20 protein-coding genes and 1 pseudogene are annotated in these 23,597 nt (G+C 62.6%); 11 read left to right on the top strand and 10 right to left on the bottom strand.

The genetic code is table 11. The features are described 5' to 3' along the window. Nucleotides 1-220: 220 nt before the first annotated feature. Together FJQ89_RS14780 and FJQ89_RS14785 are read right to left on the bottom strand one after the other, a co-directional pair. Complete coding sequence (locus FJQ89_RS14780; protein ID WP_243136063.1) at nt 221-1,186, bottom strand: FecR domain-containing protein; 966 nt, start codon at nt 1,184-1,186, stop codon at nt 221-223. A 23-nt stretch (nt 1,187-1,209) separates the two neighbouring features. Beyond that, nucleotides 1,210-1,719 (bottom strand): sigma-70 family RNA polymerase sigma factor, encoded by a 510-nt coding sequence (locus FJQ89_RS14785; protein ID WP_141170722.1) that lies wholly within the window; start codon nt 1,717-1,719, stop codon nt 1,210-1,212. Between the two features lie 238 nt (nt 1,720-1,957). Here FJQ89_RS14785 and ffh point away from each other — a divergent pair, with 238 nt between their 5' ends. Next, complete coding sequence (gene ffh, locus FJQ89_RS14790) at nt 1,958-3,325, top strand: signal recognition particle protein (RefSeq protein ID WP_071075497.1); 1,368 nt, start codon at nt 1,958-1,960, stop codon at nt 3,323-3,325. A 456-nt stretch (nt 3,326-3,781) separates the two neighbouring features. Then, nucleotides 3,782-4,180 (top strand): SWIB/MDM2 domain-containing protein, encoded by a 399-nt coding sequence (locus FJQ89_RS14795; protein ID WP_141170723.1) that lies wholly within the window; start codon nt 3,782-3,784, stop codon nt 4,178-4,180. Nucleotides 4,181-4,315: 135 nt separating this feature from the next. Here the strand turns inward: FJQ89_RS14795 and FJQ89_RS14800 are convergent, their stop codons facing one another. After that, the gene (locus FJQ89_RS14800; protein WP_141170724.1) at nt 4,316-4,942 is read right to left on the bottom strand and encodes a lytic transglycosylase domain-containing protein; all 627 of its coding nucleotides are present in this window, start codon (nt 4,940-4,942) and stop codon (nt 4,316-4,318) included. Next, nucleotides 4,939-6,678 carry a proline--tRNA ligase gene (locus FJQ89_RS14805; protein ID WP_141170725.1) on the bottom strand — a complete coding sequence of 580 codons (1,740 nt, stop codon included), beginning with the start codon at nt 6,676-6,678 and terminating at the stop codon, nt 4,939-4,941. The genes FJQ89_RS14800 and FJQ89_RS14805 overlap by 4 nt, the downstream gene beginning before the upstream one ends. Before the next feature lie 205 nt (nt 6,679-6,883). Here FJQ89_RS14805 and FJQ89_RS14810 point away from each other — a divergent pair, with 205 nt between their 5' ends. Continuing rightward, nucleotides 6,884-7,516 carry an RNA pyrophosphohydrolase gene (locus FJQ89_RS14810; RefSeq protein ID WP_096237857.1) on the top strand — a complete coding sequence of 211 codons (633 nt, stop codon included), beginning with the start codon at nt 6,884-6,886 and terminating at the stop codon, nt 7,514-7,516. 222 nt (nt 7,517-7,738) lie between these two features. On the opposite strand, the gene mqo is transcribed toward FJQ89_RS14810, so the two are convergent. Beyond that, nucleotides 7,739-9,319: a malate dehydrogenase (quinone) gene (mqo, locus tag FJQ89_RS14815; RefSeq protein ID WP_423245165.1), complete on the bottom strand. Its 1,581-nt coding sequence runs from the start codon at nt 9,317-9,319 to the stop codon at nt 7,739-7,741. A 463-nt stretch (nt 9,320-9,782) separates the two neighbouring features. Here mqo and FJQ89_RS14820 point away from each other — a divergent pair, with 463 nt between their 5' ends. After that, entirely contained in the window at nt 9,783-10,205 is a 423-nt protein-coding gene (locus tag FJQ89_RS14820; RefSeq protein ID WP_070218599.1) for a DUF1841 family protein, read from the top strand. Nucleotides 10,206-10,210: 5 nt separating this feature from the next. On the opposite strand, the gene FJQ89_RS14825 is transcribed toward FJQ89_RS14820, so the two are convergent. Genes FJQ89_RS14825 through nirK form a run of 3 tightly spaced genes read right to left on the bottom strand, consistent with a single transcriptional unit; the run spans nt 10,211 to nt 14,688 of the window. Next, nucleotides 10,211-12,481, bottom strand: coding sequence for a nitric-oxide reductase large subunit (locus FJQ89_RS14825; RefSeq protein ID WP_141170726.1), 2,271 nt, complete (start codon nt 12,479-12,481; stop codon nt 10,211-10,213). A 15-nt stretch (nt 12,482-12,496) separates the two neighbouring features. Next, nucleotides 12,497-13,174 carry an iron-sulfur cluster repair protein YtfE gene (ytfE, locus tag FJQ89_RS14830; protein WP_141170727.1) on the bottom strand — a complete coding sequence of 226 codons (678 nt, stop codon included), beginning with the start codon at nt 13,172-13,174 and terminating at the stop codon, nt 12,497-12,499. Between the two features lie 29 nt (nt 13,175-13,203). Further along, nucleotides 13,204-14,688 carry a copper-containing nitrite reductase gene (gene nirK, locus FJQ89_RS14835; protein WP_141170728.1) on the bottom strand — a complete coding sequence of 495 codons (1,485 nt, stop codon included), beginning with the start codon at nt 14,686-14,688 and terminating at the stop codon, nt 13,204-13,206. A gap of 150 nt (nt 14,689-14,838) precedes the next feature. Between nirK and norR the strand changes: the two genes are divergently transcribed. Beyond that, the gene (norR, locus tag FJQ89_RS14840; protein ID WP_141170729.1) at nt 14,839-16,395 is read left to right on the top strand and encodes a nitric oxide reductase transcriptional regulator NorR; all 1,557 of its coding nucleotides are present in this window, start codon (nt 14,839-14,841) and stop codon (nt 16,393-16,395) included. 13 nt (nt 16,396-16,408) lie between these two features. Here norR and FJQ89_RS14845 read toward each other — a convergent pair whose 3' ends face one another. Beyond that, nucleotides 16,409-16,750: a c-type cytochrome gene (locus FJQ89_RS14845; RefSeq protein WP_141170730.1), complete on the bottom strand. Its 342-nt coding sequence runs from the start codon at nt 16,748-16,750 to the stop codon at nt 16,409-16,411. Nucleotides 16,751-16,761: 11 nt separating this feature from the next. Beyond that, entirely contained in the window at nt 16,762-17,091 is a 330-nt protein-coding gene (locus FJQ89_RS14850; RefSeq protein ID WP_092796428.1) for a c-type cytochrome, read from the bottom strand. 233 nt (nt 17,092-17,324) lie between these two features. On the opposite strand from FJQ89_RS14850, the gene FJQ89_RS14855 reads away from it, so the two are divergent. The 6 genes and pseudogenes from FJQ89_RS14855 to FJQ89_RS28460 form a co-directional block, all read left to right on the top strand. Then, a complete protein-coding gene (locus FJQ89_RS14855) occupies nt 17,325-18,194 on the top strand; it encodes an AAA family ATPase (RefSeq protein ID WP_071075484.1) in 870 nt (289 codons plus the stop codon). A gap of 30 nt (nt 18,195-18,224) precedes the next feature. Further along, a complete protein-coding gene (locus tag FJQ89_RS14860; RefSeq protein WP_141172816.1) occupies nt 18,225-18,866 on the top strand; it encodes a GNAT family N-acetyltransferase in 642 nt (213 codons plus the stop codon). Then, nucleotides 18,860-20,029 carry a vWA domain-containing protein gene (locus tag FJQ89_RS14865; protein ID WP_141170731.1) on the top strand — a complete coding sequence of 390 codons (1,170 nt, stop codon included), beginning with the start codon at nt 18,860-18,862 and terminating at the stop codon, nt 20,027-20,029. The genes FJQ89_RS14860 and FJQ89_RS14865 overlap by 7 nt, the downstream gene beginning before the upstream one ends. Nucleotides 20,030-20,342: 313 nt before the next feature. Beyond that, the gene (locus tag FJQ89_RS14870; RefSeq protein WP_071075481.1) at nt 20,343-21,530 is read left to right on the top strand and encodes a cation:proton antiporter; all 1,188 of its coding nucleotides are present in this window, start codon (nt 20,343-20,345) and stop codon (nt 21,528-21,530) included. Further along, nucleotides 21,531-22,661, top strand: coding sequence for a YbdK family carboxylate-amine ligase (locus FJQ89_RS14875; protein WP_071075480.1), 1,131 nt, complete (start codon nt 21,531-21,533; stop codon nt 22,659-22,661). A gap of 275 nt (nt 22,662-22,936) precedes the next feature. Further along, nucleotides 22,937-23,419: pseudogene (locus tag FJQ89_RS28460) on the top strand (sigma-70 family RNA polymerase sigma factor); the annotation flags it as partial. Nucleotides 23,420-23,597 lie beyond the last annotated feature (178 nt).

Raw genomic sequence — 23,597 nt, forward strand, 5'->3', positions numbered from 1 at the left:
ACCCCAGACAACGGCTGTTGCGCCGGGTGGCAGACCATATACATCAGATGCATCACACTGCGTCCTTCCATCAAAGTTGATTATGGCGGCGGCACGCAGCGGCATGAAACCGCGCAACGTGGCGCCTTGAATGGGTACTTGAAATTACGTCTCTCAACTACAGGTGCCGCGAGAATCGAAAACGGGCAGTCCGATTGAAAAATATTCTTATCGAGGCGGGCTACGCAGCCGGCTCCACCGTCACCCAGTAACGCGTGCGGCTGCGCACCTGCACCGGCAGCGAGTTGGGCAGCATGTTCAGGATGCGCTGCGTGTCGGCCAGCGGGAACACACCCGACAGGCGCAGCTGGGCCACTGCCGGCGCGCAGTCGATCACGCCCGGGCGGTAGCGGGCCAGGTCGGCCAGGAAGTCACCCAGGGTCACATCGTCGACGATCAGCTGCCCGCGCGACCAGGCATCGGCATACGCGTCGATGGCGTGCGGCGCGTCCGGCGCATGGCGGGAAAACGCCACGCCGCGCCCGGCCGCCAGCAGCAAGGGCGCGTCAGCGCTGTCGCGGGGGCGGATTTCAACGGCGCTTTCAAACACCTCCACGGTGCTGACGCCATCCTGCTGGCGCACGACGAAGCGCGTGCCCAGCGCGCGCACCAGGCCTTCGCGCGTAGCCACCACCAACGGCGCGGCGCTGCCGGCACCGTGGCCGCTGCTGACGAGGATTTCGCCGGCCAGCAGTTCGATCAGGCGGCGCTTGTCATCGAAACGCACGTTCACGGCCGATCCCGTATTCAGGCTGAGCACACTGCCATCGTCCAGCACCACCTCGCGCCGCTCGCCCGTGGCCGTGCGGTAGTCGGCACGCAGGGCACGCACGCCATCCCAGGTGCCCGTCTGCGCGGCCAGCATGCCGCCGCCAGCGGCCACGCCCAGCCATGCCAGCAACTGGCGCCGCTTGCCATTGACGGCTTGCTGTTGCGTGCCGGCCAGCGCCTGCGCGGCCGCACTGCGGTGCAAGCCGTTGAAGCGCCGCGACACCGCGTCGATATGCTGCCAGGCCCGTTCATGTTCCGGGTCGGCCCCGCGCCAGCGCTGCCAGGCGGCGTGCTCCGCTTCGCTGGCCTCGTCCGACATCAGCACGGTCAGCCACTCGGCGGCCTGCTGCTGCACTTCCTCGGCTATGGCCCCCAAGCCCGCGGGTTCTGCCAGCGTGCTCATGCCGGCAGGGAGAAAAACACCTGGCGGTTGGCACGCGTCAGGTATTGCTTGACCGAACTGGCCGACACGTTCAGGCGCACGGCGATCTCGGCATAACTGAGGCCTTCGAGCTGCGCCAGCAAAAACGCCGTGCGTACGGGACCCGGCAAGCCATCGAGGGCGGCATCGATTTCCTGCAAGGCTTCCAGCGCCAGCAGCCGTTCTTCCGGCGCGGGCGCCACCTCGGGCGGCAGGCAGGCCAGCGCCTGCAGATACGCGTCTTCCAGCACTTGCCGGCGGTAGCGGTGCGCCACCAGGCGCCGCGCGATGGTGGCGAGAAAAGGCCGCGCTTCGCGGATCTGCGGCGCCGTGCCATTGGTCAGCACGCTGACAAAGGTGTCTTGCGCCAGATCCGCCGCTTCGCCCGCATTGCCCAGCTTATGCCGCAGCCAGCCCTGCAGCCAGCCGTGATGACTGCTGTAGAGCGCGTGCAGGTCTTGTTGCTGGGCAAAATCGGCGGCCGACATGGCATCCCTTTCGGCTCAGGCGTGCGTCACCCGAGAATGTAAATAAGAATTATTCTCATTCTAACCGCGCAATGCCTTGGATGCAATCGCGGCGTTGGCAGAAATACCAACTAATTCAAAAGCCGGCCAACCGCCAGGCGCTGCAGCGCAGGACCGCCAGCCAACCGCGATAAGGTAAAATGACGGCCATCGTCCGGCTTTCGCCGCCCACTCCCAAGCTTTTCATTGCAGGTTCATCATGCTAGATAATCTCACCCAACGGCTTGCCAAAGTCGTCAAGACCATGCGCGGCGAGGCGCGCCTGACCGAAGCGAACACCGCCGACATGCTGCGCGAAGTGCGCCTGGCGCTGCTCGAAGCCGACGTCGCCCTGCCCGCCGTGCGCGAATTCATCGCCAAAGTCAAAGAAAAAGCCATGGGCGAGGATGTCATTTCCTCGCTCACGCCAGGCCAGGCCCTGGTCGGTGTGGTGCAGCGCGAGCTGGCCGCCCTGATGGGCGCCGACCTGGGACCGGAAGCGTCGCAGATCAGCTTTGCGCAGCAACCGCCCGCCATCATCCTGATGGCCGGTCTGCAGGGTGTGGGCAAGACCACCACCGTCGGCAAGCTGGCGAAGTACCTGAAAGAAGAAAAGAAGAAGAAAGTACTGACCGTTTCGGCCGACGTGTACCGCCCTGCCGCGATCGCCCAGCTGCAATCGGTCACCTCCCAGGTGGGTGCCGACTTCTTCCCGTCCGCCAGCACGGACAAGCCGGTCGATATCGCCCTGGCCGCGCTGGACTGGGCGAAAAAGCATTACCACGACGTGCTGATCATCGATACGGCAGGTCGCCTCGGTATCGACGAAGAGATGATGCGCGAAATCGCTGCCATCCACGGCGCCGTGAAACCGATCGAAACCCTGTTTGTCGTCGACGCCATGCTGGGCCAGGACGCCATCAATACGGCGAAAGCCTTCAACGATGCGCTGCCGCTGACCGGTATCGTGCTGACCAAGCTCGATGGCGATGCGCGCGGCGGTGCGGCCCTGTCGGTGCGCCACATCACGGGCAAGCCGATCAAGTTTGCCGGTGTCTCTGAAAAACTCGACGGCCTGGAAGCGTTCGACCCGACCCGCATGGCCAACCGCATCCTGGGCATGGGCGACATCCTCGCGCTGGTGGAAGAGGCGCGCAAGGGCGTCGACAGCAAGGCGGCAGCCGACCTGGCGCAAAAAATCAAGGTCGGCGGCAAGTTCGACATGAACGACTTCAAGGCGCAACTGGGCCAGATGAAGAAAATGGGCGGCATGGCCAACCTGATGGACAAGCTGCCAGCCCAGTTCCAGCAGGCGGCAGGCGGCAAGAACATGGATCAAGCCGATAAACAGGTGCGCCGCATGTGCGGCATCATCGACTCGATGACGCCGCAGGAACGCGCCAAGCCTGAACTGATCAAGGCCACGCGCAAGCGCCGCATCGCCGCCGGCGCCGGCGTGCAAGTGCAGGAAGTAAACCGCATGCTGACGCAATTCGAGCAAATGCAGACGATGATGAAGAAATTGTCGGGCGGCGGCATGATGAAGATGATGCGTTCCATGAAAGGCATGATGCCCGGCATGAGGTAAGGCTTCAAAATCCGCGATGAGGAAAGGCTTCAAAATCCGCTGCGCGGTGGTCCTTGCGGCCGGCGATGCTCACCGTACTAAAGTACGGTTGCGCTTCTCGGCCACACACCATCCGCTCGCTGTGATTTTGAAGGCCTTCGAGATGCCGCAGGATCATCGCTTTAAAACCCGAAAAACATCGTTCTAAATAATGCCGGATTGCATTTTCATGTGTCCGGCATCACTCTTCCCCTCCCCCCGCAGTGCCCCTCCCCGCATAGCCAGTAACCATGCCATTTACGGGCAAAAACGCCGTTCTGCGCCCCCAAGCGGTGCGCCCGGGCGACAGCATCGCCATTTCCCTGCCTTTTCCTCGTGAAAACGTGAAAAACACTTGCATACAAGGTAAATCCACACCAATATTAGCCGTGCGATTAATTGCGCAATTTCCCATGTGTTTGTTAAGGAGGCTCGAAGATGGCAACAGCCAAAAAAACCCCAGTAGCAGCGCCAGCCAAAGCAGCAGCAGCAGCCAAGCCTGCAGCCGCCAAAAAAGCAGCACCCGCAGCCAAAGCAGCAGCTAAACCAGCAGCGGTGAAGAAAGCGGCAGCACCGGCAACACCACGCAAGCCAAACGCAGCATTCATGAAAGCAATGACGCCATCGAAAGATCTGGCCGCCGTTGTTGGCGCAGCACCACTGCCGCGCACGGAAGTGACCAAAAAGGTATGGGATTACATCAAGAAACTCGATCTGCAAGATCCGGCCAACCGCCGCATGATCAATGCGGACGACAAGCTGAAAGCTGTTTTCGGCGGCAAAGCCCAAGTCTCCATGTTTGAAATGACGAAACTGATCTCCGATCATTTGAAATAATCAGATACGCGCCGGCCCAACACCGAGCGAGTGCCCCGCAGCTGATTCAGCGAGCGGGGCATTTTTTTTGGCTGCAAACGCCAACAATGTTGTCGGATTACGGTCTTGCAGACCTACGTCCGACCTATGTCCGACCTACCCTGCCGGCTTGAATTCCCACTGGCTCCACGCGGCCCGCACCGCATTCGGATACTCGGCCCGCCCCCGGCTGCCGTTATACCGCCCCAGCGCCAGGTACAAATCCCCGCGTTCCATATCCAGGTACATGCGCAGGATCGCGCAGCCATAGCGCAAATTCGTTTGCATGTGGAATAGCTTGCTGCGGTCATGGTCGCCGATGACGCCCGTCCAGAACGGCATCACCTGCATGTAGCCGCGTGCGCCAGCCAGCGAGACGGCATATTTGCGGTAGGCCGACTCCACCTGGATCAGGCCCAGCACCAGGGCCGGCTCCAGGCCAGCGCGGCGCGCTTCATACCAGACGGTTTCCAAAAATTCCGTGCGCAGCTGCGCGTCCGGCAGCTTGCGTTGCAGGCGTTGCGACATCTGCGCCAGCCATTGCTGGTAGCGCTGCAGTTCGATGGGGGTGGCAAATTTTGGTTGCGGCGGGCGTTCGTCGCGGATCGCGTGCGACAGGGCCAGGCGGACGGAGTCGGCCAGCGCCTCCTCTTTCTGGTTGCCGGCCTGCGCCGGGAAAGCGCAGGCCAGGCCGGCGGCCAGCGCGAGCGCGCCAGCCACCTTGCTTACGGATGGACGCTTCACTGCGCCATTTTGCCCTGGATGAAGGCGACGATCTCGTCCGGCGCCACACCAGTGGCTTCCGCGTCGCGGCGGCCCTGGTATTCCAGCTTGCCTTCTTTCAGGCCCCGTTCGCCGATGACGATGCGGTGCGGCACGCCAATCAGTTCCCAGTCAGCAAACATGGCGCCAGGGCGCAAGCCACGGTCGTCGACGATGACATCCACGCCAGCGCCTTGCAGGGCCGCGTACAGCTTCTCCGTCTCTTCCTTGACCAGTTCGCTGCGGTCCATGCCCATCGGGCACAGCACGACTTCAAACGGCGCGATCGAGGCGGGCCAGATGATGCCCTTGTCATCGAAGTTCTGTTCGATGGCGGCGCCCAGGATGCGCGTCACGCCGATACCGTAGCACCCCATCTGCAGCGGCGCAGGCTTGCCGTTCTCGTCGAGGAAGGTGGCTTTCATGCTTTCCGAGTACGCCGTACCCAGCTGGAACACGTGGCCCACTTCGATGCCGCGCTCGATGGCGAGTGCACCCTGGCCGTCCGGCGAAGCGTCGCCGGCGACGACATTGCGCAAGTCGGCCACGATGGCTGGCTCGGCCACGTCGCGCCCCCAGTTGGCGCCCGTGTAATGGAAACCGGCCTCATTCGCGCCGCAGACGAAGTCGCTCATGTGGGCGACCGTGCGGTCCGCCACCACGGTGACGGGTGCTTTCGTGCCGATCGGGCCCAGGTAGCCGGGAATCGTGCCGTAGACTTCCAGGATTTCCGCTTCCGTCGAGAAACGGTGACCGGCCAGGCCGGCAACCTTGCCCACCTTGATTTCGTTCAATTCATGGTCGCCGCGCAGCAGCAGCATGAAATGCTGTTGCGTGACTTTGTCATCCTTGCCCGTCGTATCCACCGTCAGGGCGATGGTTTTCACGGTCTGCGACAAAGCTATGCCCAGCAGGGCCGCCACGGTTTCGCACTTGACGGTGTCCGGCGTGGCCGTTTTCGTCAGCGCCTGAGCGGCGGCCGGGCGCTCGCCCGCTGGCGGCAGCGCTTCGGCCGCTTCCATGTTGGCGGCGTAGTCGGACGTCGGGCAGTACACGAGTGCGTCTTCACCCGTGTGGGCGATGACGTGGAATTCATGCGAACCGGAACCGCCGATGGCGCCGTTGTCGGCGGCCACGGCGCGGAATTTCAGGCCGAAACGGGTGAAGATGCGCGTGTAGGCGTCAAACATGACCTTGTACGACGCTTGCATGCCGGCCAGGTCGCGGTCGAACGAGTACGCGTCCTTCATGGTGAATTCGCGGCCGCGCATCAGGCCGAAGCGGGGACGGCGCTCGTCGCGGAACTTGGTCTGGATATGATAGAAGTTCAGCGGCAGCTGGCGATAGGACTTGATTTCCGTGCGCACGACGTCAGTGATGACTTCTTCCGATGTCGGCTGGATCGCGTATTCGCGGCCGTGACGGTCTTTCACGCGCATCAGTTCGTCGCCCATCTTGGTCCAGCGGCCCGTCTCCTGCCACAGTTCGGCCGGCTGCACGAGCGGCATCAGCAGTTCAATACCGGCGGCTTTGTTCATCTCGTCACGGATGATGGCTTCCACCTTGCGGATCACGCGCAAGCCCATCGGCATGTAGGTATAGATGCCGGAACCGAGGCGTTTGATCATGCCTGCACGCATCATCAATTGGTGGCTGACGATTTCCGCGTCAGAAGGTGCATCTTTAAGTGTGGAAATAAAAAAACGGGAGGCGCGCATAACGGTGAATTCTTTTTAAAAAGAGAGGGTTATAATCAACCTAATTTTAAAGGATTAGCTGGCTGATGCGTCCATACTTTACACAAATGCGCTCAATTGGTGCGATTCCGGCGCTTTTCGCACCCCGAAAAGGTCACCGGCTTGCGAAGTTGTGGGTAATTATGTAAAAAAAGGACGCTCGGTCGCAGAAAGTTTGAGGTGCATTATGCTCGACCGTGAAGGGTTTCGGCCCAACGTCGGCATCATCCTGCTAAACGCCCAGAACGAGGTGTGGTGGGGCAAGCGGGTGCGCGAGCACTCATGGCAGTTTCCACAAGGCGGTATCAAATATGGCGAAACACCGGAACAAGCCATGTTTCGCGAACTTGAAGAGGAAATCGGACTCAGACAGGAACACGTCAAAATTGTCGGCCGCACCCGCGACTGGCTGCGCTATGAAGTGCCAGACCACTTCATCAAGCGCGAGATTCGCGGCCATTACCGTGGCCAGAAGCAGATTTGGTTTCTGCTGAGAATGTGCGCGCGCGATAACGACGTCAATCTGCGCCTGACCGACCATCCCGAGTTCGACGCCTGGCGCTGGCATGAATATTGGGTCCCGCTCGATGTCGTCATTGAATTTAAACGCGATGTGTACCAGCGCGCCTTGCAGGAGCTGTCCCGCTTCCTGACCTGGCCCGTGCATGGCAACGCACAGCAAGCGCAGCGCCACACCTCGCGCTACCTGCGCCAACCCCATGCGCCGCGCCCGCAGGACGGTGCGGTACTGGCCAAGCCTTGCGACGGCATTGCCGCCGAAGGGTGTACACCGGAGCTGATCTTGCCGGGCAAGGGGTAGTCCGCCGCAATGAACGCACTTCCCACGCAAAAGGGGCAGCCTGACCAGGCTGCCCCTTTTTACATACCGGTAAGAAACTTTCTTTTAAAAATGCAGACAGTTTCGACACCTAACAAAACCGTAGCGAGCGGCAGTGATTTGTGGCTAAGAAGCGCAACCGTACTCTAGTACGGTGAGCATCGCAGGCCGCAAAGCGCGACGCGCAGTAGGTTTGGTTAGGTGTTAATCAGCGGCGGGAACGTCCAGGGTAATGGCTTTCAAGCCCAGGATATTGCTGCTGTAGTGGCGGATCTTGTTGGCCAGAGCCGGGTCATTGTTCAGCTTTTGACCGTACGACGGCACCATTTCCACCATCTTCGCTTGCCATTCCGGCGTCGCAAGGCGGCTCTTGAATGCCGTTTGCAGCACCTTGATCATGATCGGCGGCGCGGTCGAGGCGCCAGGCGAGGCGCCCAGCAGGGCAACGATGCTGCCATCGGCGGCGCCGACGACTTCCGTGCCGAACTGCAGCAAGCCGCCTTTGACCGGGTCATCCTTGACGATCTGCACGCGCTGGCCAGCGTTTTGCAAGGTCCAGTCTTCCATCTTGGCGTTCGGCAAGTATTCGCGCAGGGTCTTCAAGCGGTCTTCCGGCGTGTTCATGACTTGCTCGACCAGGTATTTGGTCAGCGGAATATTGTCGTAGCCGGCCTGCAGCATCGGTTTCACATTGCCCGTGCCGATCGAGGCAGGCAAGTCGATCCACGAACCGTTTTTCAGGAACTTGGTCGAGAAGGTGGCAAACGGGCCAAACAGCAGCGCTTTCTTGCCATCGATGATGCGCGTATCGAGATGCGGCACGGACATCGGCGGCGAACCGACGGATGCCTTGCCGTAGACCTTGGCCGCATGCGCCGCCACCAGTTCCGGATTGGTGGTGACCAGCCATTGGCCGCCCACCGGCACGCCGCCATAGCCCTTGGCTTCAGGAATGCCCGATTTCTCCAGCAGCGGCAGCGAACCGCCGCCGGCGCCGATGAAGACGAACTTGGCGCGCATGGTTTTTTCCTTGCCGGCGACCAGGTCTTTCACCGTCACGTTCCACACGCCATCGGCGCCGCGCTGGATGTCTTCCACCTGATGGCGCAGGTGCAGGACCATGCCATGGCTGTCCGTCAGGTAGCTCACCAGACCGCGCGTGAGGTTGCCGAAATTGACGTCGGTACCGATTTCCATACGCGTCGCGGCCACTTTCTGGCCCTGGTCGCGCCCTTGCATGACCAGCGGCGCCCATTGCGCGATCTGCGCCGGGTCTTCCGAGAACAGCATGCCCTTAAACAGGTTTTCCTTTTGCAGCGCGGCGTAGCGCTTCTTCAAAAAGGCAATATTGTCGTCACCCCACACAAAGGCCATGTGCGGCACATTGTTGATGAAGGTTTGCGGCGCGCCCAGGTGCTTGTTGGCCACCTGATAAGCCCAGAATTGCTTGGAAATTTCGAATTGCTCGTTGATGGCAACGGCTTTCTTGGTCTCGATGCTGCCATCGGCCGCTTCCGGCGTGTAGTTCAGTTCGGCAAACGCCGAGTGGCCCGTGCCTGCGTTGTTCATCGCGTCCGAGCTTTCGGCGGCGACAGAATCGAGACGCTCGACCATTTCCATCGTCAGCGAAGGATCGAGTTCCTTGAGCATGCTGCCCAGGGTGGCGCTCATGGTGCCGGCGCCGATCAGCAGCACATCGACCGGTTTTTCGGACGAAGCCGGAGGGGTCTTGTCACATGCCGCCAGGATCAGGCACGACATCAAAAGTAATAGCGATTTACGCATACGTAACTCCATTTTTGGATACTGAAGGATGATTCTTGCGCACCACCGTGGCGGCACCATCGCTGTATGAAATGAAAACAGTTGGCCAACCGGAACGCCAGGGCGGCCGGACAGCGCAATGTCGATGGTGATAGGCATGCTGCCGCGCTCCGGGATATCCCGAGAGCAGGATCTGGTGGCAAAGGTGCGGGCAATGGACAGCGCGGACTACGTTGTCGGCTGAAAAACCGGCAATGAAATCGCCGTCATGTCCAGAGCAAATATCAAGAGCGGCGATTTTATCACCGTTATTTGGCACCGCCAGCCTGCGGCGGTAGTGGATAATACTTACTGCAGGGTATTAAATTGCGGTGACTATCGGGTCACGCAAGCGGGCGCCAGACGGCAAAAAGGGCATCCCCGATGCCCTTTGCGTATCTACGCGGTACAATGCCGGCTGCCCTTTAGCCATAGTCCTTCAGCCATGTTCAACCCCTCTTCCGACGATGTGCGCCGCTTCTTTTGCGACACTTTGCGCAAGCACCGCGCCCATGAGATCCTCACGCCGATGGAAGCCATCGCGCTCGACTGGATCCTCGAACATCCCGAGTATGAAAACGAGCTCTCCGATGTGGAAGCGGCACTGGCGCGCGACTATTCCGTCGAAGGGGGACAAGCCAATCCTTTCCTGCACCTGTCCATGCATCTGTCGATCACGGAGCAGGTGCAGGTGGACCAGCCGCGCGGCATTCGCCCGGCCGTGCAGCAACTCACGCAGCGCCTCGATTCGGCCCATGCAGCCCAGCACGAAGTGATGGAATGCCTGGGCCAGATGATCTGGGCTTCGCAGCGCTCGGGCTTGCCGCCGGACACGGACGCGTATATCGACTGCGTGCGCAGACGTTAACCGGGCTACACCGCCTGTGGCTGCAGTACAGCTGCCTTCGGCGCCTTGCCCATCAACCCCAGCACCACCTGCAGCGCCATGGCGACGGCGCCGACGATGAACACCACGTCGCCGAAGGTGCGTACCCAGCGCAGGTTCTGCAACAGCGGCTGCTGCATGAATGCCTCGCTGCGCGCATACCACAGACCTTCCGTCACGCTGGCATGGAACTGGATGATGCCAATCGGCAGCAAGCTGGTAAAGAGCATCAGCACCAGGCCCGCGTTCAAGCCCCAGAACGCCGTCTTCATCAACGCCGGGCTGAAGCGGTAATCGGGCCGCAAATAGCGCAGCACCAGCAAGGTAAAGCCCAGCGCCAGGAAGCCGTACACGCCGAACAGCGCCGCATGCGCATGCGTCGCGGTGGTGTTGAGTCCCTGGATGTAATACAGCGCCACGGGCGGGTTGATCATGAAGCCGAAGACACCGGCGCCCAGCATGTTCCAGAAGGCGACGGCGACAAAGCACATCATCGGCCAGCGCAACTGCTCCATCCACGGCGCGCGCGCTTTCAGGCGCCAGTTCTCCCAGGCCTCGTGGCCCAGCACGATCAGCGGCACCACTTCGAGCGCGCTGAAGCTCGCGCCGATGGCCATCACGGGCGTGGTGGTGCCGGAAAAGTACAGATGGTGGAAGGTGCCGGGTATGCCGCCCAGCATGAACAGCGAGGCCGACGCCAGGCTGGCCGTCGTGGCCATGCGCACCGACACCAGGCCCAGGGTCGAGAAGATGAAGGCCAGCGCCGTGGTGGCGAACACTTCAAAGAAGCCTTCCACCCACAGGTGCACCACCCACCAGCGCCAGTACTCCATCACCGACAGGTGCGTGCGTTCGCCGTAGAACAGGCCGGCGCCATAGAACAGGCCGATGGCGCCCACGGATGCGGTCAGCAGCGCCAGCAGGTTCCTGTCGCCGCCCGGCTGGCGCAGGGCTGGCACGACGCCGCGCAGCATCAGCACGAGCCACAGCAAGATACCGACAAACTTGCCGATCTGCCACAAACGTCCCAGGTCCACATATTCATAGCCCTGGTGGCCCAGCCAGAAATTCCACTCGGGCGGCATCACTTGCGCAATGGCCAGGTAGTTGCCGATAAACGAGCCGACGACGACAGCGACCAGGGCCCAGAACAGCACGTCGACGCCCAGGCGCTGCCACTTGGGATCCTTGCCGCCATTGATCAGGGGTGCCAGGAACAGACCGGCGGCCAGGAAGCCCGTGGCGATCCAGAACAGCGCGGCCTGGATATGCCAGGTGCGCGTGAGCGCATACGGGAACCAGCGCGACACGTCGATGCCGTAGAACTGCTGCCCTTCCACCGTGTAGTGCGCCGTGAAGCCGCCGATGAAGACCTGGAAGATGAACAGCGCCACCACCAGGAACAGATATTTTCCCAGTCCCCGCTGCGAGGGCGTGAGCGCAAACGTCGTCAAAGGATCGCGCGCGCCGGGCGTCGGCAGCGCTTCGTCATGGTCGCGCAAAAAGGCCCAGCCCCAGACGAGGAAGCCCACGCCGGCCAACAGCACCACCACGCTGGCGACCGACCAGACGAGGTTTTCGCCGCTGGGCTGGTTGCCGATCAGCGGTTCATGCGGCCAGTTGTTCGTATAGGTCACTTTCTGGCCCGGACGTTCGGTAGCGGCGGCCCACGCCGTCCAGAAGAAGAACTGCGTCATCTGCGCGCGCCGCTCGGCGCTGGGCAGGGTGTTTTCCTTCATGGCGAAATGCTCGCGGCTGGCGTGCAGCGCAGGCGCGTCGGAGAACAGCTGGTCGTAATAGTGCGCCGTGTTGGCGATGGCTTGCACGCGGCGCGCCGACAGGCGCAGCACTTGCGCATCATCGGTACGGTTGCCGCGGTACTCCATCTTGAGCGCTTCGCGCAGCGCCGCCTGCGCGGGGCCGTCGAGCGCCGCGTAAGCCTTGCCATGCTGCTCGTGCGCGGCCAGTTCCAGCCAGGCCGTCAGTTCACGGTGCAGCCAGTCGGCCGTCCAGTCGGGCGCCTGGTAGGCGCCGTGGCCCCAGATGGAGCCCAGCTGCATGCCGCCCACCGATTGCCAGGCCGTCTGGCCGTCGAGGATGCCCTCGCGGTCGAACAGTTGCCGGCCATCTTGCGCCAGCACTTGCGCGGGAATGGGCGGCGCCTGCCGGTAGACTTCCGTGCCGTAGTAGCCGAGCAGCGAAAACGTCACGATCAGCACACCGATCAGGGTGAACCAGAGTTTTTTATAGGGACCCATGGGTCTTTCCTTTTGTCAGTGCACCACGGCCGGCGCAAAGCGCTCGAACAGGATATTGTTTTCAGTATGGATGTGCGCCATCAGGTCGGCACGGAAGGTGCGCAAGCCCGTGTACAGCGCGCGCCAGGTGGTGCAGGCGCCAGCCGGCGCGGTGATATCGTTCGTCATCGCCTCCATCGCGCGCAGAGCCACGCCATGGTCATCGTGCTCCATGCGCATCACGTTGATGGGCGCGCCGGCCCGCGGGCCCTGGCCGCGCACGATCATCGGGAACAGCACATCTTCTTCCTTGCGCATATGGCTTTCCAGCTCCTGCGCCATGGCCGACAGGTGTTCCGCCAGCCCGTGCGGACAGTCGGCGCGGTCGCCATGTACCTGCTCGACCTTGCGCGCCAGGCGTATCAGCTCGGGCAACTGCTCGCGGTGCACGGAGTGATAGCGCGCCAGGATGTGTTCCACCAGTTCGGTGGCCGGGGCGTCCTGCCAGTCACGCTCGCCGCTGGTATCTGCGCGCTCTGCCAGCAGCCGCAGTTCCTCGACGATGGGCGCCGTGTCCACGCCGGCCGCAGCGGCCGCCGCGCGCAGGGTCTTGTTGCCGCCGCAGCAGAAATCCAGGCGGTGCGCATCGAACAGGCGCGTGGCGCCAGGGATGCGGCGGGCCAGCTGGCCCAGGGATAACTCGATCATTTCCATAACAGTTCCTTGAGGATGAATAGGTAGATTTAATGTACGGCGCCCGCGTGGTAGACGCCGGGCACGGGTTCGCCAGTCACTTCCAGCACGCCCACGGCGCCCTTGCCGGCGCGCGACAAGGCATGGTCGACCAGCAGATAGCTGCCCGGGTGCTGCACCTTGAGTTCGACGATGGTCGCGCCGCCCGGTGCCACCAGGGTGGTTTGCACGTCGTGTTTCGGGCTGCTGATCGAGCCTTCGCTATACACCTTGTCGAAGATCTCGCCGATGATGTGGAAGGACGAAATCTTGTTCGGGCCGCCCACGCCGAAATAGATGCGCACCGTCTCGCCGACTTTCGCCTGCAATTTATGCGTCTTGCTCAGGGCGCCCACTTCGCCATTGAAGACGTAGTAGTCGGGCAGCTCATTGGCCATTTTTTCCAGGTTCGCTTCCTGATGCACGGGAGCGCCATGCGGACGTCCCGTATACATCTCGCCCTGCATCACGTAATACTCGCGGTCCACCTTCGACAAGCCGCCTTCCGGTTCGACCAGGATCATGCCGTACATGCCGGCCGCGATATGCTGCGGCACCAGCGGCGTGGCGCAGTGGTAGACGAACAGCCCCGGATTGAGCGCCTTGAAGGTGACGGTTTTTTCCTGCCCCGGCGCGACCTGCGTGTGCTGTCCGCCGCCATGGCCGCCCGTCACGGCGTGCAAATCGATCGAGTGGATCATCTTGCTGTCCTTGGCGTTGAACAGGGTCAGTTCCACCGTGTCGCCCACCTTCGCGCGCAGCATCGGGCCAGGCACTTGCCGGTTGAAGGTCCAGTACGTAAAAGTGGTGCCGTCATCGAGCTTGCCCGGCAATTCCACCGTCTCCATGCGGTACTTGAGCAACTGCGGCGCGCGCGCGCCGACGGCGACGGGAACCTGCGCCGGGTTGGCCGCCACGCTGACGGCCGACGGATCGGGGCCGCGCATCGGCGACGGCGCGGGTGTGTACAGGGCCAGCGCGGCGGCCTGGCTGGACTCGCTGCCAGTGCTGCCGGCGGCGGCAGCCTTCGGTGCCCCGGCTTCGGCCAGCGACGTGCCGGCGACTTCCAGCTTGCCTTCCATGCCGATCTGGCGGTGGCCGGGAATCGAGCAGTAATAGGTGAACGTGCCGGCGCGCGTGACCTTGAAGCGCACGCTGGTGCTGCCGCTATTGGCGCTGAATTTGGCGGATGCCACGTTGAGCTCCGGGATCAGCAGGTCGTGCTCGGCGCCTTCGCCGCTTTTCAGCACCAGTTCGACCGTATCGCCCACCTTGGCCGCCAGCACCGGGTTGACCTGGCCCTTGGCGTCGATGAAGACCATCTTGCCGTCGACGATATTGGTTTGCAGTTCATAGCGCTTGAGCGTCGCAGCGGCGGAGGATTGGCTGGCAGCGGCAGCGCTGGCCGGCAGGCTCGCCTGGGCTTGCACGGACAGGGGCATGGCCAGGACACAGACGGCGGCGGCAATGGCGCGGAGGGAGGGAGTCGTTTTCATCAAGCTTTCCTTGGTCTTGTATGCCGGTTCGGCACACTTATCTAGGCAATCCGTGTGCCAGGAAAAACTTGTTTTAAATCAACGATTTGAAAAATGCAGGGTCGGTATGACCCTGTTTAAGCAGGGTTCGTTGTACCCTGCATGGTACTTATGACCACCACTGCCATCCACCTGCTGTTACTCACCGACCTAGTCGCCGACCTGCCCGTGGCCGTGCGCCTGCAGCGCCTGGTGGGCAGCCTGCGCGCCCACTTCGGCTGCGAGGCCGTGGCCTTGCTCAAGCTCGATGGCGAACACCTGCGCCCCGTGGCGATGGCCGGCCTGGCCAGCGACGCGCTAGGGCGCCGCTTCGCCGTCGCCGACCACCCGCGCCTGGCCGCCATCCTGCAGCGGCGCGGCGTGCTGTGCTTCCATCACGACAGCTCCCTGCCCGATCCCTACGATGGCCTGATCGCCGAACGGGCCGGCGAGCCGCTGCCCGTGCACGACTGCATGGGCATGGCGCTGGACCTGGAAGGCGAACGCTGGGGCGTGATCACGCTCGATGCGCTGCAGGTGGGTACCTTCGACGCGCGCGCGCAGCGCGACCTGGGCGAGCTGGCCTGCGCCATCGAGGCGGCCGTGCGCGTGACCCGCCTGGAAACGGAAATCCGCGCCCTGCGCCTGTCGGGCGGCGCCATGCAGGCCGACGCGCAAGCGCCGCGCGAGGAACACGACTTCGTCGGCCAGAGCGGCGCCATCATGCAGCTGCTGCACGAATTGCAGGTGGTGGCCGAATCGGATCTTCCCGTGCTGCTGCTGGGAGAGACGGGCGTGGGCAAGGAACTGTGCGCGCACCGCCTGCACCGGCTGTCGCGCCGCGCCGGCAAGCCGCTGATCCACGTCAATTGCGCGGCCTTGCCCGAGTCCCTGGCCGAAAGCGAATTATTCGGCCATGTGCGCGGTGCGTTTTCCGGCGCCGTCAGCGACCGGCCTGGCCGTTTCGAAGCGGCCGAGGGGGGCACGCTGTTTCTCGATGAAGTGGGAGAATTGCCGCTGTCGATACAGGCCAAGCTGCTGCGCACCCTGCAAAATGGCGAAATCCAGCGCCTGGGCGCGGACCGGCCTCGCCGGGTCAACGTGCGTGTGATCGCCGCCACCAACCGCAGCTTGCGCGAGCATGTGCGAGACGGCACGTTCCGCGCCGACCTGTATCACCGTTTATCCGTGTATCCCGTGCCGATTCCGCCGCTGCGCGAGCGGGGCAACGACGTGCTGCTGCTGGCCGGCGGTTTCCTGGAACTGAACCGCGCGCGCCTGGGCCTGCGCAGCCTGCGCCTGTCCGCCGCGGCGGAAAACGCGCTGTGCCACTACCGCTGGCCGGGCAACGTGCGCGAACTCGAACATGTGATCAGCCGGGCCGCGCTGAAAGCGGTGATCCGCGGCGCGAACCGCAAGGACATCGTGACCCTGGAAACGGATATGCTCGACCTCGATGCGCTGGAAGCGCCGGCCGGCACGGATGCGCAGCCGCCAGTGCCAGTCGCGTGCGGCACGCCGGCGGCGCCGCAGCTGTCGATGCATCAGATCGTGGAAGCGAGCCAGCGCCAGGCCATCCGCCAAGCGCTGGCCCTGCATCAGGATAACTGGGCCGCTGCCGCGCGTCAGTTAGGGCTGGACGCCAGCAATTTGCATAAGCTGGCGCGCCGGGTGGGACTGAAAGCCTGAGCCGGGCTAAAGCTCAGCGGTGAATCACCAGGGTGGTCGGCAGGCTGTGCAGGTAGGCGGCCAGGTCCTTGATATCCTGGTTGCTCAGCGGTTTCACCTGGCCCGTCATGATGGCGTTGCTGCGGCCATTGGCCTTGTCGCCCCGTTTATACGCCGTCAAGGCGTGTTCCAGGTAATCCTTGTGCTGGCCCGCCAGTTTCGGGTACGAGGGGTCGATGGGCGAACCGTAATCCTTGCCGTGGCAGGTGGCGCAGCTGTATTTTTCGGCCAGGGCCTTGCCCGTATTGATATTGCCGGCGGCGCTGGCGCCGAACGAGACGGTGGCGCAAACGAGGGCGGCGAGTAGTGTTTTCATCTGGCTGATCCTCAGTTCGGCTTGGCTTGTTGCGCATAATACGCGGCGACATCGGCGATATCCTGGTCCGACAGGCTGCTGGCGATGCCCTTCATGCTGGGGTGCTTGCGATCGCCCTTCTTGTAGGCTTGCAGCGCATTTTCGATATATTTTGCCGGCTGGCCGCCGATCATCGGCACCTGGAACACTTCGGGGAAGGTCGCCTTGTAACCGGGAATGCCGTGGCAACCGATACACATTTCCACCTTGGCAGTCGCTGCCTTGGCGTTTCCTACAATGTCAGCCGCTGTGACGGCATTTGCTATGCCGGCAAGCACGAGAAGTGCAAATATTTTTTTCATAGTGGCAATGTGAACAAAGGTAATCGGAGAAACGCCAGAGCTGGTTTTTTTTGATCTTATGTGTTGACAATTAAGGTTGACAATTAATCTGCTGCTTGCCGATTCTAGCCAAGATATTCTTGCAAGTCCACCTATAAAACCCGCATTGTAGGCAGGCGGGCACAGCCCGTCCGCGTGGCGGTGCGCCACAGTTCTGTTTATACTCTCCATTTCCCCACTTTGGCAGACCGCTCATGCAAGCACAGCACTCCCAGCAAGGCCAACGCTTCGAAGGTTCCGACAGCTATGTCGCCACCGCCGACCTGAAACTGGCCGTGAACGCGGCGCTGACCCTGCAGCGCCCGCTGCTGATCAAGGGCGAACCGGGCACGGGCAAGACCATGCTGGCCGAGGAAGTGGCGGCCGCGCTGAACATGCCGCTGATGCAATGGCATATCAAATCGACCACCAAAGCGCAGCAGGGCTTGTACGAGTACGACGCCGTGTCGCGCCTGCGCGATTCGCAGCTGGGCGACGAGCGCGTGCGCGACATCCAGAACTACATCGTCAAGGGCGTGCTGTGGCAGGCGTTCACGGCGCCCGAACCGGTGGTGCTGCTGATCGATGAAATCGACAAGGCTGACATCGAATTCCCGAACGACCTGCTGCGCGAACTCGACCGCATGGAATTCTATGTGTATGAAACGCGCGAAATGGTCACGGCGCGCCATCGTCCGCTGGTCATCATCACCTCGAACAACGAGAAGGAATTGCCGGATGCCTTCTTGCGCCGCTGCTTCTTCCATTACATCAAATTCCCGGACAAGGACACGATGGAGCAGATCGTCGCGGTCCACTACCCGCACCTGAAACAGGAATTGCTGGCCCAGGCGCTGCAAACCTTCTATGAAGTGCGCGACGTGCCGGGCCTGAAGAAAAAACCGTCGACCTCGGAATTTCTCGACTGGCTCAAGCTCCTGCTGGCCGAAGACATCCCGGCCGAGGCGCTGCGCAGCAAGGACAATAAAGCCGTGGTGCCGCCGCTGCACGGCGCGCTGCTGAAAAACGAGCAGGACGTGCACCTGTTCGAGCGCCTGATGTTCATGTCGCGTACCAACCGCTAGGGAGCGCCGGTGAACGACATCAGCCCGGACATGGTCTTCGTGCCCCTGGAACTGCACGGCATCCGCCTCGAAGCGCTGGCGCCGCACCACGCGCAAGGCCTGCGCGCGGCGGCCACGGATGGCGAGCTGTGGAATCTGCGCGTCACCTCCGTGCCCGAGCCGGAGCAGGTCGACCAGTATATTTTCAAGGGCATCGAAATGCGCCCTTCACGCTTCGCCTTTGCCGTCATCGACGTGGCCAGCGGCGAGGTGCTCGGCACCACCAGCTACCACGACGTGCTGCCAGCCATTGGCCGCCTGGAAATCGGCTACACCTGGTATGCGCAGCGCTGCCAGCGCAGCCACGTCAACACCACCTGCAAATTGCTGCTGCTGGCGCACGCCTTCGACACCCTCGGCTGCGCGCTGGTGGGTCTGCGCACCGATAATTTCAACTACGCCTCGCAGGCGGCCATCGAGCGCCTGGGCGCGAAAAAGGATGGCGTGCTGCGCCACCATGCGCTGCGCCGCGATGGCACCGTGCGCGACACCGTCATGTACAGCATCACGCGCGGCGAATGGCCCGAAATTGCCGCCCATCTGCGCTACAAGCTGGCGCAGCGCCCCATCGCCGCACTGCCTCCCGCAGGAGGTGAAGGGACCGAGGCAGGGACAAAGGAAGCGCCATGCTGATCGATTTCTTCTTCACGCTCAAGGATGCGAAAATTCCCGTCTCGATCAAGGAATTTCTGACGCTGCTTGAAGCGCTGCAAAAGAACGTCATCGGCGCCTCGATGGACGATTTCTATTATCTGTCGCGCCTGACCCTGGTCAAGGATGAAGCCCATTTCGACAAGTTCGACCGCGCGTTTGCGCAGTACTTCAAGGGCGTCAATGCGGCCTTCGAGACGAACGCGGCGATTCCGCTCGACTGGCTGCTGAAACGCATGCAGCGCGAACTGTCCGAAGAGCAGAAGGCGCAGCTGGAAAAATTCGGCTACGACAAGCTGATGGACCGCCTCAATGAACTGCTGAAGGAGCAGAAGGAGCGCCACGAGGGCGGCAGCAAGTGGATCGGCACGGGCGGCACCTCACCGTTCGGCAATGGCGGCACGAATCCGGAAGGCATCCGCATCGGCGGCAAGGGCGGCAACCGCACGGCCGTCAAGGTCTGGGAAGCGCGCAGCTACAAGGATTACGACACCGAGCGCGAACTGGGCACGCGCAATATCAAGGTGGCCTTGCGTCGCCTGCGCAAGTTCGCGCGCGAAGGCGCGGAAGACGAACTGGCGCTCGACGCCACCATCGCCGCCACGGCGAATAACGCGGGCTACCTCGACATCCGTATGCGGCCCGAGCGCAAGAACCGCATCAAGGTGCTGATGCTGTTCGATGTGGGCGGCAGCATGGACGACCATATCGAGCGCACCGAGGAGTTGTTTTCGGCGGCGAAGACGGAATTCAAGAACATGGAATTCTTTTACTTCCATAACTGCGTCTACGACACCTTGTGGAAGAACAACCGGCGCCGCAACGCCGAGCGCTTCTCCACCTGGGACGTGCTGCGCAAATACCCGCCCGACACCAAGCTGATTTTCGTCGGCGACGCCACCATGAGCCCCTATGAAATCCTGCAGCCGGGCGGCAGCGTCGAATACAACAACGAGGAAGCGGGATCGACGTGGCTGGCGCGCTTTACCCAGGCGTTCCCGAAATTCATCTGGCTCAATCCCGAGGCGGAGGGATTGTGGCAGTACCGCCAGTCGATCGGCGTGATGCGGCAATTGATGAACAACCGCATGTTCCCCCTGTCGATCGACGGGCTGGAACGGGGCATGCGTCTGCTCAGTAAATAAAAGCACGCAACAAAAAGTCCATGGCGGCATGCCGCCGCCATGTCGTACACTGCGGTATAAAACTACCGTGCGGAGCATCTCCGCTGCGGGCGGGTACCATACGCTGACACCAGCCCTGCCCCATCCTGCTGCATCCTGTGCGCGGCCGCCATGGCCGCGACACTGTTCGATTGCGCACATCGTGCGCGCCTTCTGCTCCGGTAGAATCGGCGTATCGCTCTGCGCAAACCATGCACCATCGCTGCACCACGACCTCGCCGCGCCAGCCTCCGTGCTGCCGGCCGGTGCCAGCGCCATTTTCAAAGGAATGAGCATGCAAAGTCTGATCTCGATCGCCGCCGACCTGTCCTGGCCGTTCGCCATTACCCTGGCCTGGGTGGTGGGCGAATTCGGTCACCGCTGGACGGGCCTGCCGCGCATCAGTTTTTACGGCGTGATCGGTTTCGTCCTGGCGCAGACGCAGGTAGGCGTGCTGCCGCAGACGGACGCCGGCCCCATGCTGGTGCTGGCCGACGTGGCCTTCGGCCTGATCCTGTTCGAGGTGGGCTACCGCATCAACCTGCGCTGGCTGAAGAACAACCCGTGGATCGCCGTCACGGGCCTGGTCGAATCGCTACTGACCTTTGCCGTCGTCTACTTCATCGGCATCGAATTCGGCAGCACCTCGATGACGGCGCTGCTGCTGGCGTCCTTGGCCATGTCAACTTCGCCGGCCACCATCATGCGCGTCATCAACGAGGAACGCAGCTCGGGCCAGGTGACGGAACGCATCGTCCACCTCACCGCCCTCAATTGCGTGCTGGCCGTCTTCACGTTCAACATCATCGTCGGCTTCTGGATGTTCCAGAGCTCCACCGACCTGATCGAGGCGAGCAGCAGCAGCGCCGCCGTGCTGGCCGCCTCCGTGGCCGCCGGCACCGTCTTTGGCATCGTCGTGCCGGCCATGCTGCGCCGCCTGGGCAATATGGCGCAGGACGCCACCGTGGCGTTTGCGCTGTCGGTGATGCTGCTCGTCGCCCTGACCTACACCACCAGCCTGTCGCCGCTCCTGGCCACCCTGACGTTCGGCCTGGTGGCACGCCACCGCCGTGTGGCCTTCAGCCAGGCGCAGCGCAATTTCGGCGCATTGGGCGAGCTGCTGACGGTGCTGCTGTTCGTGTATGCCGCCTCGACCCTGGAATGGGCCAGCGTGACGGCCGGCGCGGGCCTGGCCCTGGCCGTCGTCGGCGGGCGATTGCTGACGAAAGTCGCCGGCGTCGCTGCGTTCTCGCATGTCAGCGGCATTTCCTGGCGCAAGGGCGTGCTGACGGGCGTGGCGCTGACGCCCGTCTCCGTCTTCATCATCCTGCTGCTCGAGCACGCGCGCCAGCACGGCGTGAACTTCGGCGACGAATTGAACGCCCTGGCCGCCATCACCCTGGGCCTGGAACTGATCGGCCCCGTGCTGGTGCAGCGCGTGCTGATGCTGGCCAAAGAAACCCACGAAATCAAGGAGCGCTAAATGCCGCTGGAACCCTTTGGCCAATCGGCCGCGCTGACCTTCGGCGTCGAACTCGAACTGCAACTGGTGAACCTGTCGGACTACGACTTGACGGCCGCCAGTCCCGACCTGCTGCATCTGCTGAATAAAAAACCGTTCCCCGGCAACGTCACGCCGGAAATCACCGAGAGCATGATCGAGATTAACTCCAGCGTGCACACGCATCACGGCCCCCTGCTGGAACAGTTGCAGGAAATCCGCGACACCTTGATCACGGCCGGCGACAAGCTCAATATCGGCATCGCCGGCGGCGGCACGCATCCGTTCCAGCAATGGTCGTCGCAAAAGATCTTTTCCAAGCCACGCTTCCAGGAGATTTCGGAACTGTACGGCTACCTGGCCAAGCAATTCACCATCTTCGGCCAGCACGTGCACATCGGCTGCGCTTCGGGCGACGACGCCATGTTTCTGCTGCATTCGCTGAACCGCTACATCCCCCACTTCATCGCCCTGTCGGCTTCTTCGCCCTACGTGCAGGGACGCGACACCCTGTTCGATTCGGCCCGCCTGAACTCCGTGTTCGCGTTTCCCATGAGCGGGCGCGCGCCGTTTACGCTGAGCTGGGAGCAGTTCTCCAACGAGTATTTTGCCAAGATGGAGAACACCGGCATCATCAAGAGCATGAAGGACTTTTACTGGGATATCCGTCCCAAGCCGGAATTCGGCACCATCGAACTGCGCGTGTGCGACACGCCGCTGACGGTGGAGCGGGCCGCCGCGCTGGCCGCCTACCTGCAGGCGCTGTGCCGCTACCTGCTCGAACGCAAGGAGGTGCCGCCGGTGGAAGACGATTACCTCGTGTATAACTACAACCGCTTCCAGGCTTGCCGCTTCGGCCTCGATGGCGCCATCACGCATCCGAAAACCTACGAAACGATGTCGCTGCGTGAAGACATCATGACCACCCTGCGCAAGATGGAGCCGCACGCCGAGGCGCTGGGCAGCACGCCGGCCCTGAAACACCTGTCGGACGTGGCCAAGCAATGGAGCGATGCGCAATACCTGCGCAAGCAGCACAGCCTGCAGGGCAGCGCCGAGGGCATGGTCGATTCGGCGATCCGCTGTTTTCGCGGCGAGCCGATGAACTATTGACGCTGCTCTGCCTGGTAACGTAGGTCGGATTAGCGGCGGCACGCCGCGTAATCCGACAGCACCACCGGCCGGGCCAACAATGTTGCCGGATTACGGTCCTTCGGACCTCGGCGGCCCCACCTAATCCGACCTACCGCCCCTCAACCCAAAAAACCACACCCCGCCTCTCCCGTCATTTACAGCCCCCACCCCCGCTTGTTACAATAAGTGAGAATGATTCTTATTATTGTTTAAAAATACCAGCCCATCCGGGCCGGCCATGCAAGGGGAACGCGATGCCGCTGGCAGAGCCGCTACAACGCCAGGACATCGCGACACTGTATGCCGACCACCACGGGTGGCTGCAAGGCTGGCTGCGTAAAAAACTCGGCAGCACGGCCTGCGCGGCCGATGTGGCGCAGGACACCTTCATGCGCCTGCTCGACCGCGAGGAAGCCGTCGCCGCGCGCGAACCGCGCGCCTTTCTGGCTACCGTGGCGCAGCGCGTGCTGTTCAACCATTACCGTCGCCAGAAGCTGGAACAGGCTTACCTCGATGCGCTGGCGCAGCTGCCGCCCCTGCATGCGCCATCACCGGAAGAACGCGCGCTGCTGCTGGCCACCGTGTTTGAACTGGACCGCATGCTCGACGGCTTGCCGCCCCCAGTGAAGCGGGCTTTCCTGCTGCGCCAGCTCGACGAGCTGCCGCAGGAAGACATCGCGCGCCGGCTCGGCATCTCGCTGGCGACAGTAAAACGCCATCTGCAGCGGGCCGGCAGCGCCACGCAGGCGTGGCAGCAGCTGCAAACGCAGCACGAGCATCTGCCGCCCGCGGCGCACGCGAGCCTGCTGCGCGCCTGCGTGCAAGCCAACGCGCCGCGCCGCCATGCCGTCAAGACCCTGGCCCTGCTGATGGGCTGCGGCGCCTCGCTGTATGCGTTCGAACGCCGCAGCCCAT

It is taken from the genome of Janthinobacterium tructae (assembly GCF_006517255.1).
GTDB classification, from domain to species: Bacteria; Pseudomonadota; Gammaproteobacteria; order Burkholderiales; family Burkholderiaceae_D; genus Janthinobacterium; species Janthinobacterium tructae.